General features: G+C 73.8%; 8 protein-coding genes and 1 pseudogene. 3 read left to right on the top strand and 6 right to left on the bottom strand.

The genetic code is table 11. The features are described from left to right. Positions 1 to 16: 16 nt before the first annotated feature. Positions 17 to 1,468, top strand: a complete 1,452-nt coding sequence (locus HOP40_RS20800) for a serine/threonine-protein kinase (RefSeq protein ID WP_172161095.1) — start codon at positions 17 to 19, stop codon at positions 1,466 to 1,468. Between the two features lie 11 nt (positions 1,469 to 1,479). On the opposite strand, the gene HOP40_RS20795 is transcribed toward HOP40_RS20800, so the two are convergent. From HOP40_RS20795 to HOP40_RS20770, 6 genes are all read right to left on the bottom strand, one after another. After that, the gene (locus tag HOP40_RS20795) at positions 1,480 to 3,573 is read right to left on the bottom strand and encodes a transglutaminase TgpA family protein (protein WP_172161093.1); all 2,094 of its coding nucleotides are present in this window, start codon (positions 3,571 to 3,573) and stop codon (positions 1,480 to 1,482) included. A 25-nt stretch (positions 3,574 to 3,598) separates the two neighbouring features. Next, complete coding sequence (locus HOP40_RS20790; RefSeq protein ID WP_172161091.1) at positions 3,599 to 4,735, bottom strand: DUF58 domain-containing protein; 1,137 nt, start codon at positions 4,733 to 4,735, stop codon at positions 3,599 to 3,601. Next, positions 4,735 to 5,673: an AAA family ATPase gene (locus HOP40_RS20785; RefSeq protein WP_172161089.1), complete on the bottom strand. Its 939-nt coding sequence runs from the start codon at positions 5,671 to 5,673 to the stop codon at positions 4,735 to 4,737. Before HOP40_RS20785 ends, HOP40_RS20790 begins: the two co-directional genes overlap by 1 nt. Positions 5,674 to 5,700: 27 nt before the next feature. Then, positions 5,701 to 7,731 (bottom strand): NHL repeat-containing protein, encoded by a 2,031-nt coding sequence (locus tag HOP40_RS20780; RefSeq protein WP_172153789.1) that lies wholly within the window; start codon positions 7,729 to 7,731, stop codon positions 5,701 to 5,703. Between the two features lie 31 nt (positions 7,732 to 7,762). Beyond that, positions 7,763 to 9,445: a transglutaminase TgpA family protein gene (locus tag HOP40_RS20775; RefSeq protein ID WP_172161087.1), complete on the bottom strand. Its 1,683-nt coding sequence runs from the start codon at positions 9,443 to 9,445 to the stop codon at positions 7,763 to 7,765. A 574-nt stretch (positions 9,446 to 10,019) separates the two neighbouring features. After that, the gene (locus tag HOP40_RS20770) at positions 10,020 to 12,296 is read right to left on the bottom strand and encodes a hypothetical protein (protein ID WP_172161085.1); all 2,277 of its coding nucleotides are present in this window, start codon (positions 12,294 to 12,296) and stop codon (positions 10,020 to 10,022) included. A gap of 415 nt (positions 12,297 to 12,711) precedes the next feature. Here HOP40_RS20770 and HOP40_RS20765 point away from each other — a divergent pair, with 415 nt between their 5' ends. Next, positions 12,712 to 13,083, top strand: a complete 372-nt coding sequence (locus HOP40_RS20765; RefSeq protein ID WP_172161083.1) for a hypothetical protein — start codon at positions 12,712 to 12,714, stop codon at positions 13,081 to 13,083. Between the two features lie 229 nt (positions 13,084 to 13,312). Beyond that, positions 13,313 to 14,460, top strand: a pseudogene (locus HOP40_RS20760) (IS3 family transposase). Positions 14,461 to 15,427 lie beyond the last annotated feature (967 nt).

The following is a 15,427-nucleotide window of genomic DNA, read 5'->3' as shown; positions in this document are numbered from 1 at the left end:
CGATACGCTCGGCCGTGTGACGCAACCGACGTTCCCCGGCTACTCGGACGTCTACCAGATCGGGCAGGGCGGCTTCGCCGACGTCTACCGGGCCCGCGAGGCCGGCCCGATGGGTCGCGACGTCGCGATCAAGCGGTTCCGGACGGCCTTGGACGACCCGGCCTCGGTCGAACAGTTCCGGCACGAGTGCCAGGCCATCAAGCGGGTCGACTCCCAGGACGTCGTACTCGTCTACACCGCGGAGATCCCCCGCGACGGCCAGCCCTACCTGGTCATGGAGCTGTGCGGAGGCTCTTTGCTCGACGAGATCCGCCGGCGCGGGCCGCTGCCCGTCGACCAGGTCACAGCCGCCGGCCGGTCGGTCGCCGCCGCACTGCGCTCCGCGCACGAGGCCGGCGTGCTCCACGGAGACGTCACCCCGCAGAACGTGCTCTACCGCCGCGGTGGCGCCGCGGTGCTGAGCGACTTCGGCCTGGCCGTCGCCCGGGACTACCGCGGCAACGTCGCATCGGGCTTCAACCCGGTACACGCGGCCCCGGAGGCTCTCCGCAGCGACGGGAGTGCCTCCGGAGCCAGCGACGTCTACGGATTGGGCTCCACGCTGCACCACGCGCTCACCGGGCAACCGCCGTTCCCACCCCGCGCGGGCGAGCGAGACCTCGCCCGCGCCCAGCGCGTCCTGACCGAACCGGCTCCGCGCGCCGCCGAGGCCCCCGCCTGGCTGGCCGATCTGGTGCAGCGGATGTTGGCCAAGGATCCGGCCACGCGCCCGACAACGAACGAGGTGCTGACGACCCTGCTCGAGGGCGGCACCCGAACCGCACCCGCTGATCAACGGTCCGCGGCGCACCAGCCCCCGCCTCCGGCGTACGGCCCACCGGAGGGGCACGCCGCCGTCTCGCAGGAGATGACCCGCGACCGCGCCGGGGCGGGCGCACCGGGTGGCACACCCGACGGCGGGTTGTCCGGGGAGCACACGAGGAACCGGCAGGACGGTGCAGGACGCCGGCCGGAGCCCCCGGCGCCCGCGCCGAACCGTCGCTGGGTTCGGCCCGCGGCCGTCGGCGTGGCGGTGCTCGTGCTGGCCGCCGCGGTGCTCGGCGTGGTCCAGCTGCTCGGCGCCGGGACCCCGGATGCCGCACCGGACCCCGCCGCGGCTCCGGCCGGGCCCGCCGGATCGGTCATCCGGCTCGACCCGCCGCGGGAGGAGGGCGACGCGGTGACGCTGAGCTGGAGCATCGACCGTCCGGTCGCCGACGTCGGGGTCGCCGTCGCCCGGGACGGTGCCGCAGCCGCGGTGCAGCCGGTGCCCCGCAGCGGTGGCGAAACCCCGACCTCGGTCACCCTGCCAGTGGACGCCGGCGCCGGCTACTGCTTCCAGATCCAGGGCTACGAGACCAACGGAGCAGTGTACGAGAGCAACGTGCAGCCGCTGCGCGGCGCGGTGTGCCGGTTCCAGGCCCCCTGAACTGATAACTCTCACAGCCGCGGCCCGGTAAGGGTCCGCAGCCGCAGCGCCGCCCGCACCCGTTCGGGCACGCGTCGTCGGGCCAGCGCACCGTCGACGGCCGCCACCGACGCCCAGGCCTCGTCCGCCGCCGCCCGGTCGGTGTCCGCCCCGGACCATAGAGCCGCGTCGACCCGGCGGGCGAGGCGCTCAAGCTCGTCGGGCGGGACGCCCACGGCCGGTGCCGCAGCCCGGCCCGCCTCGCGCACCGTCATGCCGCCGTGCACCGCGACGCCGTGGTCGCGCAACCGGTCCCGGGTCTCCAGCCACGCCCCGACCACGACGTCCGCGGGACGGCCCCGACGGCGCCTGATCCGCCGCACCCACTTCGCCACCGGGACCCCGACGAGCCAGGCGAGAACGACGGCGAAGAGCCCCGCCACCGTCGCCAGCAGTGGTCCGAGCAGGCCCGGTGCGCCGGGAGCGGGCCCCGGCTGCGGGGCACCGACGGGCTGCGGCGGGGCGAGTGCCGTGGATTCAGGCAGCCGGTCGCGGGCCTCGGCCGCGGCCCGCGACACGCTGCCGGGCGCCTCGGACTCCTGTTGGGCTCCTCCGGTCGGGTCCAGAGCCACCCAACCGACGCCGTCGACGGCGACCTCGGGCCACGCGAACGCGTCCCGGTTTCGCACCACGAACCGCCCGGCGGCGTCGCTTTCCCCGGACTGCCGGAACCCGACCGCGAGCCGCGTGGGTATGCCCGCCGCGCGGGCAACGAGGGTGTATGCCGCCGCGAACTGCTCGCTCGTGCCCTGCCTGCTCTCGTCGAGGAAGTAGAGCAGCGCGGCGTCGCCGTGGCCGGTGGACGGGCGGTCGGCGGGCGCGAGGGAGTAGGTGTCGCGGAACCACTGCTCCAGCGCCAGGGCGGCCGGGAACGACGGCCCAGCCCCGCGCAGCACCTCGTCGGCCACCGTGACGATCCCGGCGGGCAGTCGGTCCACCGCGAGCAGCGGTACGTCGGGGTCGACGGCGGTATCGACGAGGGCGTCCCCGGCGAGTTCCGGTGATCGCCAGCGGACGGTGTATGTCGGTGCGCCGACGGAGTCGGGCAGCAGCAGGGTTCCGGTCGCCTCGTCCACGGCGGGCGCGACGCCGGTGACCGAGGCCGTCCGGTTCTGGGTGGGCAGCCACGGCGCGTCCAGCCCGGTGTCCGGGGTGACGTCAGCGGCGAACGTGCCGGTCGCGGTGCGCACACCCGGATCACCAGGCAGGTCCACGCCGAGTGGCCGGTAGCGGGCGCTGCTGGTCCAGTTGACTCCGTCGTAGCCGTCGAGGACGACCAGCGTCCACCGGTCCACCGAGGCCTCGGTGGTGACGGTGAAGGCGATGTCGTCGGGGCGGGCGAGGCGGCCGCCGAGCTGCGCGAGCGGGCTGACCGCCGTCTCCGGAACCGGCGTGAGCGGGCGCTCACGCAGCGAGTACGCGGGCGAGCCCAGCGGGTCGGCCACGGCGAAGAGTGCCGCCGCGCTGGACGCGACCAGCGCGACGGGCAGCCCGAGGAGCACGACGGTGCGCAGCCCGGTGCGCCCCAGCCCCCGATCTGCCGTCAGCACCAACGCGACCGCGACGCCGTAACCGCAGGCCAGCAGCACAGCCGCCGGGCCAGTGGCGGTCGCGTAGAGCTGCGCGAGCACCAGCACGGCCGCGCTGGGAAGCAACGCGGCCAGCGGTGCGATGCCGCGACGCAGCCACTCCAGCCCGATCACCGCGGCCAGCAGGACCAGCAGCGGGACGAACGCCAGCAGCTCGGGATCCGGGCGCGCAGGCAGCGTCGACTCCAGCGTGCGCAGCCAACCGGTGCGCAGCCCGTCCAGCACCTGCGTCGGCGTCGGGCCCCCCGCCGTCAGCGCGACCAGACCGGCCGCGGCCCCGAGGGACGCCCCGAGCGGTGCGCGGAGCCCGGCGGGCACCGGCGTGCGCAACACGAGTAGGTCGACCAGCCCCACGGCGAGGACGACGGCGAGGACCGGGATGAGCAACGCCGTCGCCGCGAACACCGTCGAGAACCCGAGTCCGGCCACCAGCGCGGCGCCGAGCACGCCCACTCCGGCGTACGGGCGGGGGGTCACCGCGCCCGCCGGCGCACGAGGCCGGTCACCGCACCGCCATCGCGTTCCAGGCCCCGATCGCACTCTCGGCGTCCACGGCGATGATCGTCGGTGTCCGGCCGCCGGTGGGCGCATGCGATCCCGTCCCGGACAGGTCGACGGCCACTCCCCGACCGAACCGGCCGGCCAGCACCGACGTCGACGCCGACGGGATCCCGCCGACGTGCACGAACCATCCGTCGCCCCGGCGTCCGGCGGTCACCGCCGGGTCGAGAGGGCGATCGGGCCTGTCGGACTGGCGCAGCTCGCAGAGCCGGTCGAGCACCGTCCGCGCCCCCACGGCCCCACCGGCGGTGTCCACGACGACCCCGGAGGTGGTGCACAGCAGCGAGGGACGGTCCTGCTCGCACGACTCCCAGAGGATCGACGCCGCCACCTCCACGGCCTCGTCGAACGCCTCGGGCGACAGCGCGGACGCGCGGTCGTCGAGCACGACGACGCACCACGGCTGCGCCGGGTCGACGTATTCCCGCACCATCAGCTGACCGGTGCGCGCCGTGGCCTTCCAGTGCAGGTGCCGCGGCTCGTCGCCCACGACGTACTCGCGCAGCGACCGCATGTCCATCGAGCCGGCCATGGGGAAGGGCGGCGGGTCACCCTCGTGGTGGTGCCGGGACCTGCCAGCCGGCGCGAGCCGCACCGCGTGGCGCCGCGGGTACACCCACAGCTCGGCGGTGCCGCCGATCTCGCCGCGCGAGCGGGCGAGGCCCAGCAGGTCCGAACGCTGCACGACCAGCGGCCCGACGACGATCCGACCGCGGCGCCCGGTCGGCAGGTCGTACACCCGACGGGTGGACCCTCGCGCGGGCAGCGACCGGATCTCGATCTCCTGCACGGTGTTGCCGATCCGCTCCACAGCCGTGAACGCGGACTGGCGGGAGTCGGTGGGGTTGGCGACGACGAGCTGGGCGACGGCCGGGGTGCCGCGCTGCACCCGGTCCGGGTGCAGCTCCCTGGTGATCGACGGGCGCAGCCGACCGAGCGCCGGCACCACGGCGACCAGCACGGCACCCGCGGCGACGCCGGCCAGGGCGCGCAGCACCGGTAGGCCGAGCAGAACCCCGGCCGCAAGCAGGACGGTGGCGCAGACCAGCAACGCCACGCCGCGCGCGGTGAGCCGCATCAGCGCCGCACCGGCAGCGGCGTGGCGTCGAGGACCTCACGCAGCACGTCGGTGGGCCGGACGCGGTTCAGCTCGGACTCCGGGGTGAGGATCAGGCGGTGCTCCAGCACGGCCGGGGCCACGCCCTTGACGTCGTCCGGGGTGACGTAGGTGCGCCCGTCGCACGCCGCCAGCGCCCGCGCCGCCCGCACCAGCGCCACGCTGCCCCGGGGGCTGGCGCCGTAGCTCAGGGCCGGGTGCGACCGTGTGGCCGCCGCGACGCGCACCGCGTATCCCGCCACCTCCGGGTCGACGTGCAGCGACCGCACCTGACGGATCACCGCGGCGAGCGTGCCCAGGTCCAGCACCGGCGCGAGCTGGTCGGGGTCGACGCCCTGTGCGTCGCCCATCACCACCCGGACCTCGGCGTCCAGGTCCGGGTACCCCATCGACACCCGCATCAGGAACCGGTCGAGCTGTGCCTCCGGCAACCGGTAGGTGCCCGCCATCTCGATCGGGTTCTGGGTGGCGACCACGAAGAACGGCTTCGGCACCGCGTGCTGCTGCGCGTCGACCGTGACCACCCCCTCGGCCATGACCTCCAACAGCGCCGACTGCGTCTTCGGGGTGCCCCGGTTGATCTCGTCGGCCAGCACGACATTGGCGAAGATCGCGCCCCGGTGGAACTCGAAGGTCCCCGCCCCCTGGTTGTAGACCATCACGCCGGTGATGTCGCCGGGCAGCAGGTCGGGGGTGAACTGGATGCGGTTCCAGCCACCGCCGATGCTGCGCGCCAACGACCGCGCCAGGCTGGTCTTGCCCAGCCCGGGCACGTCCTCGATCAGCAGGTGCCCTTCCGCGAACAGGGCCACGACCGCCATGCGGACGATCTCCGGCTTGCCCTGGATCACGCGCTCAACGCTGTCGGCGAGCAGCCGGTAGGCCATGGCGGGGTTCATCGGGTTCCTCTCGGGGCAGGTCTGGGTTCAGCCACCGCAGTCGGCGGCGGGGTCGGCGGGATCGCAGGTGGGAAGTGCCACGTCCGGAGGGTCCGCAGGCGGCTCGGGGCCCGGTTGACCGGCACCGGGCGCGGCGCCGGTGGTGACGGTCACCGGGGCGCTGACGGACGGCCGGCTCGCTGCGGTCGGGGCCTCGATGCGGAGCTGCAGGGTGTACTGCGTGTCATAGTCAAGAGTCAACGAGATGCTGCTGCCGCCTACGTACTGGTCCTGGCGGCACTGGCCCCGCCACTCGACAACGCCGTTCGCCGTTATCGAGCACGCTGCGGTCGCTCCGAGGACGCCAGTACCGCGACCACGAATGATGTACGCGGAGGCGCCGTCAGCCCCCGCATCGTTGATGACCGCCTGCATCGTGCAGTCCCGATCGGCACCGATGTCGTGGGCCGCCGCAGCGCCGACCAATCGTTCGCCGCTCGGAGACCGGGTGATCGCACGGACCTGGGCCGGGTTGGGCTGACAGTCCATGGCGTAGGTGACGAACCGTCGCTCGGTCACCGAGGTCGTCTCGCCGTAGGTGACCTCGTAGCCAACCAGTTGGCCGCCGCCGAGAGCCGGTTCGTTCCATGTGACCGCGTACTGGCTGGAAAATCCGCCTGCTTCGGCCACCGTCGATCGGACACCGGTCGGCGCGGAGGCCGGGACCACAGTCGGCGGATTCGGATTCGGATTCGGATTCGGATTCGGATTCGGATTCGGGTTCGGGTTCGGGTTCGGGTTCGGGTTCGGGTTCGGGTTCGGGTTCGGGTTCGGCGGATTCGGGTTCGGCGGATTCGGGTTCGGTCCACGGACCGGGCCGAGAATCGGGACACCGGGGCCGGCGGGGCCGGCGACCGGGGCGGCGGGCCCTCGCGCGACGGGCCCGCCGGGACCGCGAGCGAGCACGGAGGTCGGTGGCAGCGGGCCGGCGCGCGGCACGACGGGGCTGCGGCGCTCCGGGGGCGCGGCGACCGCGACGAGATCGGGCTCGCCACCACCGGTCGCCACGGAGGTGAGGCCGCCGTCGGAGCCGACGACGTGGGTGCTGGCCCCGTCGGCGTCGTCGACGTAGATCTGTCCGTCCCCGCCGCGGGTGAGGGTGGCGGGCGCCCCCGGCGGCAGCTCGTGGGAGCCGAGCAGCCGTCCGGTCGGGTCGAACAGCAGCAGCCGGTTGGCCTCCTGCTCCAGCACGGCGATGACGTTGCCGGACGCCAGCGGCGAGGTGAACCGCCCGGGACCGAGCTCGACCGTGATCGGTGTGCCCCCGGCCCGCCCGGCGGGCACCCCCGAGCTGTCTGCGAGTACCAACCGGTTCGGGCCGGGGTCGATGACGGCGAGCCGACCGGTGGTGTCGCGGTCGGCGACGAGCGCGGTGTCGGGAACGTCGGTGCCCACGTCGACGGGCGCCTGCAGTGGCCCGGCGGTCAGCACGCCGAGCGCGTCGCGGCGGGTGCCGAGGAACGCGGGCTGCTCGGCGGCCACGGTGAGCGACCCGGGCTCGCCCGCCGCGGCGGTGGAGCAGTCCAGGACGTCGGTGCCGACGCTCAGCGAGCAGAACGAACCGTCGTCGGTGCGGTGCAGCCAGACCGTGCCGTCGTCGGTCCACACCGGCCGGGAAACCGGGCCTCCGACTGGCAACGACAGGGGCGGAACGGCGAGCCGAACGATCGTCCCGGCCTGCTGATACACCAGGTACGGGCCGCCGACGGTCTCAATGCCGACGGGCACCTCCGCGTGGTCGACCGGGATCGTCGACTCGACGGTGAGCGAGGAGCGCCCGAACACGCTGATGCGGTCGCGGGCCACGACGAAGCCCTGAGTGGGTCCCTGCACCGCGAACAGCGGGTCGCCCGCCTCCGTAGGCAGCTCCACCCGGGCGTCCACCTGCCGGGTGCCGCCGTCGACGTGCACCACGGCCGACTCGGCGCCGTTCACCACCCAGTGCCCGGTCTGGGCGAACGCGACGGCGGGCGCCACGCTGCCCGTCGCCACCGTGGCCACGGCGACGATCGCGGCCACGCACCCGGTGCTGAGCAGCACCGTCAGCCATCTACCGCGATCCACTTGCTCCCCTGCCCGTCCGCTTGATCCCTCTGTCGTCCGGTGACCGGCCGACGTAACAGTGATCACTACAGATGCCGCCGACTGCGCGAAGGGTGCGCCGAACGGCGGTCCGGGGCCAGGGAGAGTTCTTCATCGGCTGCCCGTGAGGCTGCATCCGGACCGCGGCCCGGAGCCGGTCCGGCACCGGTCGGCGGGCGAGGGCCCGCCGAACCTCCGTGGCGGCGGCCCACGCGTCGGTGACCAGCCGCGGGTCCGACGCCCCGGGTGACGCCCAGCAGGCCGCGTCGACGGAGCGGGCCAGCCGGTGCAGCGGCCCGACCCCATCGCCGAGCACCGGCGCCGCCAGCTCGGTCAGGTCCCGCGCGGTGTGCCCGGGCGAGACCGGCACGCCGTGGTCGCCGAGGGCGTCGCGGGTGTCGAGCCACGCCCCGTGCACCGCGCCAACCCCCGGTGCGCGGCGCCTTCGGAACCTGCGGACGCGTTTGAGCACCGGAACGGCGAGCACCGCCAGTACCAGCGAACCGGCCACGGCGGCGGCGATCCACCACCCCGCGGCCGAACCGCCGAATACCGGCGAGACGGGAGCGACGGACGGCGACCGCGGCACCGGCTGCGGCTCGGGGGCGCGGGCCTGCGCCGGGAGGTCGTCGCGGGCGGCGTCGACCGCCTCGGCGAGGCCGTTGCCGCCGGTGGGGTTGCTCGCGGCGTCCCCCGTTGGGTCGAGGGCGACCCAGCCGACCCCGGCCACCGCGACCTCCGGCCAGGCCAGAACGTCGGAGTTGTGGACGGCCACGCGGCCGTCGGCGTCGGCGAGCCCGGGGTTCCGGAACCCCACGACCAGCCGTGCGGGCAGTCCAGCGTCCGCGGCCACCAGCACGAATGCGGCGGCGAACTGCTCGCTGGTGCCGGTGCGGGTGTCCTCGAGGAACCGGCGCAGCTGCCGGGTGCTGTTGCCGGTGGCCGGGCTGCCCTCGGGGCTGCGCCGGTAGTTCTCCCGGAACCACCGCTCGATGTGCAGGGCGGTGTCGAACGTGGGGGCCGCCGCGGACACGCCACCCGTCGCGGCCGTGACGAGGTCGTCGAGCCCGTCGAGCGCCGCACCCGGCGCCACCGCGCCCGGCGCGGTCAGGTCCACGACGGCTCCGGCGAGCCGGCCCGGCTCCGGTACGGGTTCCTGCCAGGTGAACCGGTAGCCGACGCCGGGCTGTGGGCGCGGGAGGAGCAGCACCCCGGTGCGGGGGTCGACGGCAGGGGCGACGCCCTCGACCGAGCGGACGCGGAACCGGGTGGGCAGCCACGGTGAGGTCATCGACGGGTCGAGCTCGACGTCCGCGGCCGCGGTCCGGGTGGGCACCGTGACCGCGGGGTCGGCCACGAGCTCGCGTCCCAGGGGGCGGTAGTGGGCCGAGCTGGTCCAGTCCGCGCCGTCGAAGCCGTCCAGCACCGCGGTGGGCCACCGGTCGACCGCAGCGTCGGTGCGCACGGTGAACACGGTCCGGCCGGGTTCGGTGAGCCGGCCGCCGATCTCACCCAGCGGGCTGACCGCCGAGGACGGCGCCGCTGCGAGCTCGATCTGCTCGTGCATCGAGACGGTCGCGGCCGCCGGCAGGGCCGCGAACGCCGCCGCCCCGAGCGTGGCGACGACCGCCACGGGGACGACGACGACCACGACGTCCCGGACGGCCCGCCTGCCGTCGCCGGTACCCGCCGCCCGCCGGACAGCACGAGCGCGGCCGCCACCGCGAACCCGGCCGTCAGCCCGGCGAGCTGCCATCCGTCGGAGGCGGCGAACAGCTGGCCCAGCACGAGCACGGCCAGTGCGGGCAGCAAAGTCGCGAGCGGGACGAGGCCGCGGCGCAGCCACTCGATGCCGAGCACCGCGGCCAGCAGCACGAGCACCACGACGAACGCGGTCAACGCGGGTTCTGACCGGGCCGGCAGCGTCGACTCCAGCGTCCGCAGCCACCCGGTCGTTGCCCCCCGCAGCACCTCGTCGACCGCTGCCCCGAACCCCAGCACGTAGGTGCCGAGCGCGGCCGCCCCGCCGAGGAGCAGGCCCAGCGGGGCCCGGAGCAGCCCGGCCGACACCGGACGGGACGCGCGGCCCGTCAACAGGTCGGCGATCGCGACGCCCAGCACGACCGCCAGCACCGGGATCACCAGCGGCCACAGCCCGAAGGTGCCACCGAAGCCGGCGCCCGCCACCGCGGCGGCGAGCAGCACCCCGGCGGATCGACTGCCGGTCATGGGTACTTCAGACCGAGCACGATGCCGCTCAGCGGCTTCGCCGTGGCCGCGCCCTGGGCCTGGGCGGCCCCGAGGTTGGTGGCGACGTTGGCCGGCTGCGACGGCGCGCCCGCATCGTTCACGTACACGCCGATGATCTCCTGCGACAGGTTCGTGACCCGCAGGACGTAGGTCTCTCCCGGCACGGCCTCGATCTGCCCCACGTCGATCCGGGTCTCCTCGTTGTCGACCGAGTCGGCCTCCCCGCCCCCCAGGACCTGACCGCCGCGCAGCAGCTGGATCCGCAGCCGGTGGTTCGCGGCCGACGTGATGTCCGGGTCCACCCCGACGATCACCCCGATCGTCGTGATCACGTCCGCGGAGTTGGTGAACGGCTGCGACACCGAACCGCCTGCCCCGATCTGCAGCGACTCCGCCGTCCCGGACTGGGAGCTGATCCGGTAAGCGATCTCCTGGACCGGTTGCGCGGGCGGGGTGGGGTCGGCCCCTGTGGTGATTTGCACGGCCGGCCCGGTGCTGGTGCCGTAGGCGTTGGCCGACCGCACCAAAACCGCATAGGTCGTGTCGTACTCCGGGGCCTGCACGGTGGCCTGCCCGGCGCAGTCGATCGCGCCCGCGACGGCGCCGTCGAGCAGGACCACGCACTCCGTCGGCGGCTCGCCGGTGTCGTCGTCGAGCACCGTGACGGTGATGGCCGCCCCGGTCCCGGCCACGGCGGTGATCTGTCGGGGCGGGGGCGCACAGTCGTCGCCCTGCAGCGGGGTGATCCGCTGGGCCGCCGTCGCCCCGACGATCTCGGCCCCGTCCGTCCCCGCGGTGACGGCCCGGACCGCCATATCGGTGGTCGCGCAAGCGTCGTCGAGAGGCAGCCGTGCGACTGCGACCCCGACGCGGTCGGCGATCGCGCCGTCGACGAGGACCTCATACCGCACCAGTCGTCCCCCGCCCAGGTCCGGCTGGTCCCAGGTCAGGTCGACCGGCACGACACCGGCGGCGGTGCGGGCGCCCACGGCCGTCTGCAGCCCGGTCGGCGCGTCGGCCGGGGCGGCCTCGGCAGCCGCCTGCGGAGGTGCAGGCTCCTGCGGGTCCGCGGGCTCCGGCTCGTCATCCTCCGGTGGGACGACGGCCTGCTCGCCTCCGACGTCGCCGCCCTCGGCGGGTCCGTCCTCGGCGGGTCCGTCCTCGGCGGGGCCGTCCTCGGGGGTCCCGTCCTCGGCTGGGCCGTCCGGCGCGGGACCGTCGACGAGGACCTCTCCGACGGGCGGGACCGGTGCCTCTGGGGCGTCGGCGAGGACCGTGTCGGGGACGGGCGGCTCAGACGGGGTGGTCGTAGGGCTCGGCGACGGTGGAGCCACCGGCGGGACCGGAATGTCCGGGTCGGCCCCGGCCACCGACCCGTCGCCGGGTGCGGTGTCGACGGTCCGGATGGCACCGGTGTCGCGGCTGACGACGACGGTCTGCCCGCCATCCGCGGCGTCGAGGTAGACGTGGCCGTCACCGCCGCGGAACAACCCGGTCTCCGCAGGGGTGTCGGCAACCGTCTCGCGGGCCAGCTCGGTGCCGCGCTCGTCGAACGAGACCACGGTGCCGGTCGCCGGGTCGAGCACCACGGTCGCCGACCCGGCCGCCACCGGCGCCGCCCACCCGCCCGTCGGCAGCGGGGCGCGGACCACGGCCGCGGAACCGTCGACCGGGACCAGTACCAGCTCCGACCGGCCGGGATCGACCACCGGCAGCAGGCCGCCCGTGGTGACGTGGTCCGCGATCAGGGCGTCCGCCGGCAGGTCTACGCCGAGCGGATCCAGGCGCCCCGGGCCGTCCGCGGTGAGCACGGTGACGGTGTCGGCGGCGAGGTCGACGAACGCCGCGTCGGCCCCGATCGCGGTCAGGTCCCCGGGTCGGTCGGCCGGGTACCGCGCCACGCAGTCGAGCATGGCCGCGTCCCGGGCAAGGCGGCAGACGTCGCCGCTCCCGGAGCGGTGCAGCCAGACGGTGCCGTCGTCGGCCGCGGTCGGCCGCCGCACCGACCCACCGACCAGCACCGACACCGGCGGCACCGCGAGCCGGATCACCGTGCCCGCCTGGCGGTAGACCAGGTACGGGCCGCCCACCGTCTCGATGCCGACCGGGACCTCCGCGCCCTCGGGCAGCGGGATCAGCGCCTCGACCGCGAGCGTGGACCGCCCGAACACCGCGGCGCTCCCGTCGGACACCAGGTACCCGCGCTCCGGACCCTGCAGGGCGAGCCGGACGTCGTCGCCTCTGGAAGGCACCTCGACGCGGGCGCCCACGGTACCCGTACCGGCATCGACATGGACTGCCGCACCGGCAACGGCGTCGACGACCCAATGACCGGCCGGAGCCAGAGCAACAGCGGTCAGTGCGGGTCGCGCGGAAAGCAGCCCAGCGACGATGACGACCGCCACCACGAGGATCGACACCAGCGCGGTCAGCAGCGGTCCCCGCTGGGTGCGTGTCACGGTCTCCTGCATTCGCTCGGCGGACGGGCATGGGTACATCGGGGCCGGACGACGATCCGTTTCGGTCGGAAGGCGGCCGTAGTCAATTTTGTGGACGGCAGGCCGGCGCGTTCAGGAAGAGTTCTTCATAGGTGGTGCAGGCGCGGGTGGGTGATCGTCTGCATCGACGTCGTCGACCCCCGCGACGCAGATGATCGGAGCCCATGTCATGAACGCCTCCAACCCGGCCCCCCGCCCCCTGTCGGCCGCACGCCGACGCCTGCGCACCCTGGTCCTGCTCCCCGTGCTGATCGCCTCCGCGTTCATCGCACCCGCGGTGCTGCCGAGCGGCGCTTCGGTCCCTGCGGTGTTCCAGGTCGCGGAGGCCCAAGCGGCGCCGCAGGACTGCTACAACGTCGCGCGCCGCACCTTCGCCGTTACCCGCGGCAACCTCTACGCCGCCATCGGGGCCATCCGAGCCACCGGCGGCTGCGGCGACACTCTGGCCAACGGCATCTGCCACGCCTCGCGTCAGTGGTGGGGAGGCCCCGCCCGCGCCACCGTCCGGTTCATCACCGTCAACCAGTACAGCACCTGCTGAGCCGGCTGCACGGCGGCTGACGAGTGGGGAGCGGCGTGCGCCGCTCCCCACTCCACACGACCGGGTGCTGCCCGATGGCCTGGCAACCCGGCCCGCAGCCGGTCCCGGGGCACCGTCGACATGGGGCGGTCGGCGACCGACGGCCGACAATGTCGTTGGTGGTGTGCCCCGCGATTCTCGGAGTCGGGTAGCTGGAATCTTGGTCACCTGAGCCTCTGGGAGGGCCGTGGTGGGCAGGCGTGGGTATCCGCCGGAGTTCCGGCGAAAGGTGCTCGATCTCGTCGAAGCGGGCAGACCGGTCATCGAGGTCGCCAGGGACCTGGGCATCAGCGCTCAGTCGATCTATGTGTGGCGCAAGCAGGACCGCATCGACAAAGGGCTGGAGCCGGGGCTGAGCAGCGCCGAGCGCTCCGAGCTCGGCGCGGCTAAGCGTCGCATCGCCGAGTTGGAGACTGAACTGGCCGTGCACCGGCGGGCTAGCGCACTGCTGGGGAAGGTGGTGCCCCCAAAAGACGCTACGAAGCGATCGCGGTGATGGCCGGCGAGGGCCTGCCCGTCCAGGTCGCCACCCGCGTCCTCGCCGTGTCGGAATCGGGCTACTACGAGTTCCGCAGCCGCGGTCCCTCTGCCCGAGAGGTGCGGCACGCGCTGCTGACCGACGTGATCCGGGAGGTGCACCAGGCCTCGCGCGGCACCTACGGGTACCGGCGCGTGCACGCCGAGCTCACCCTCGGTCGCGGTCTGCTGGTCGCGCACGGCACCGTCGAGCTGCTGATGGCACGAGCCTGCTTGGCCGGGTTGACCGGGCGGCCGCGGTGGAAGGGCACTCGCCCGGACCTGATCGCCAAGGACCTGGTCGAGCGCCAGTTCAGCAGGGATGGGCCCAACCAGCTGTGGGTCACCGACATCACCGAGCACCACACCCGCGAAGGCAAGCTCTACTGCGCGGTTGTCCTGGACACCTACGCCCGACGGGTGGTCGGCTGGTCCATCGATTCCTCGCCGACCGCGGCGCTGGTGACCAACGCGCTCGGCATGGCCATCGACTCCCGCCGACCACCGCCGGGGACGATCATTCACTCCGACCAGGGCACCCAATTCGGGTCCTGGGCCTTCACCGACCGGGCGAAGGACTCCGGGCTGGTGCCCTCGATGGGCAGTGTCGGGGACTGCTTCGACAACTCCATGATCGAGGCGTTCTGGTCGCGCATGCAGGTCGAACTGCTCGACCGCAAGCGGTGGCGGACCCGGATCGAGCTGGCCAATGCGATCTTCGAGTACCTCGAGATCTGGCACAACCGGCGCCGTCGACACAGCGCGCTGGGGTGGCTGTCACCGATAGAGTTCGAGTCCAACAGCAAGATTGTCGTGGCCTAGCTTCCAGGAAGCCGACTCCGCGGAACCCGGGGCATCCCATTGGTGTCCGACCAGCGGGGGTCACTTCACGGACCCGGTTGACCAACGCCACGTACATCCACCAGCCCATCACACCGCGGTTGCTCATGCCGTCGGCTTCACGGCGCCGAGTGCGTTTGCCACCGCCCTCCGTCGACGGTTCGGGTGCGCACCCACCGATGGGCGCCGTGAGCTGAAGCCCGGCCGCGGCCACCAACGGGCTGCGGCTCAACAGGCGGGTTCCGGTTCCACCACGACGATGGCCCTGCCGCCCGTCGTCCGCGAGAACCCCCGCCACCTGCAGACGAGGCGTGACCTCGCAGCTGCACCGGTGGCGACAGCGCGCTGTGACGTCGATGGGACAATACTCCGATGATCGTCTCGGCCGCGTCCGCCCTGCACGCGCCCGATGTGACCGCAGGCGCTCGGTGGATCCGTGTGGACCTGCACCTGCACTCGCCCGGGGTGCACAGCCTTGCTGACCAACCGTCGTCGGTCGTCACGGTCCCCGAGGGTGCCCACCGACCGCACGGGCCAACTGGCGCTCGATGACACGCAGCGGCGTCGCATAGGCCGGTGACGATCCGGCTGGCCCCGATGATGAGCGGCGGCGGCAGCGCCCTGACAACAGAAAGGACTCACGAGCCCGAAGCGGTCCCCTCGCTCACTACGCGAAGTCGACCCGGGCCGACCCACTGGCAGATCGCTCCCGTGACCGCAGGCGGAGTCGGCCGAAGTGGTCACCGTTGTTGTCAGAATCTGTGTCAAACGCCCCCCACCGCTATGCGGTGAGGGGCGTTTGTGCTGGTGGGCGATACTGGGATCGAACCAGTGACCTCTTCGGTGTGAACGCTGACAGGAAACAGCACGGAAAGCCGTCAACACGCATTGGTGCCGGTCAGCCAGTGTGTTGGTCGCGGTCGGGCCCGGGCACACCGGTCGAGCGCTG

Origin of the sequence: Pseudonocardia broussonetiae (assembly GCF_013155125.1) — a bacterium.
In the GTDB taxonomy this organism is placed as follows: Bacteria; Actinomycetota; Actinomycetes; order Mycobacteriales; family Pseudonocardiaceae; genus Pseudonocardia; species Pseudonocardia broussonetiae.
This window is presented reverse-complemented; position numbering and strand designations above follow the sequence as displayed.